The following is a 613-nucleotide window of genomic DNA, read 5'->3' on the forward strand; positions in this document are numbered from 1 at the left end:
ACGTAGTTAGCCGGTGCTTATTCTTCAGGTACCGTCATTAGGACTGGATATTAGCCAATCCCGTTTCTTCCCTGACAAAAGAGCTTTACAACCCGAAGGCCTTCTTCACTCACGCGGCATTGCTGGATCAGGCTTGCGCCCATTGTCCAAAATTCCCCACTGCTGCCTCCCGTAGGAGTCTGGACCGTGTCTCAGTTCCAGTGTNTTCTTCACTCACGCGGCATTGCTGGATCAGGCTTGCGCCCATTGTCCAAAATTCCCCACTGCTGCCTCCCGTAGGAGTCTGGACCGTGTCTCAGTTCCAGTGTGGCTGGTCGTCCTCTCAGACCAGCTACTGATCGTCGCCTTGGTGAGCCTTTACCTCACCAACTAGCTAATCAGATATCGGCCGCTCCAGGAGCACAAGGTCCGAAGATCCCCTGCTTTCATCCATAGATCGTATGCGGTATTAGCGTAACTTTCGCTACGTTATCCCCCACTCTTGGGTACGTTCCGATATATTACTCACCCGTTCGCCACTCGTCAGCGGAGCAAGCTCCCTGTTACCGTTCGACTTGCATGTGTAAAGCATGCCGCCAGCGTTCAATCTGAGCCAGGATCAAACTCTTCAGTT

At 52.9% G+C, this 613-nt stretch carries 1 rRNA gene; it reads right to left on the bottom strand.

Annotated features, from left to right (window positions below):
* A 16S ribosomal RNA gene (locus QPK27_RS25220) occupies positions 1-613 on the bottom strand; the annotation flags it as partial.

It is taken from the genome of Massilia sp. YIM B02443 (genome assembly GCF_030411955.1).
Lineage (GTDB): Bacteria > Pseudomonadota > Gammaproteobacteria > Burkholderiales > Burkholderiaceae_D > Telluria.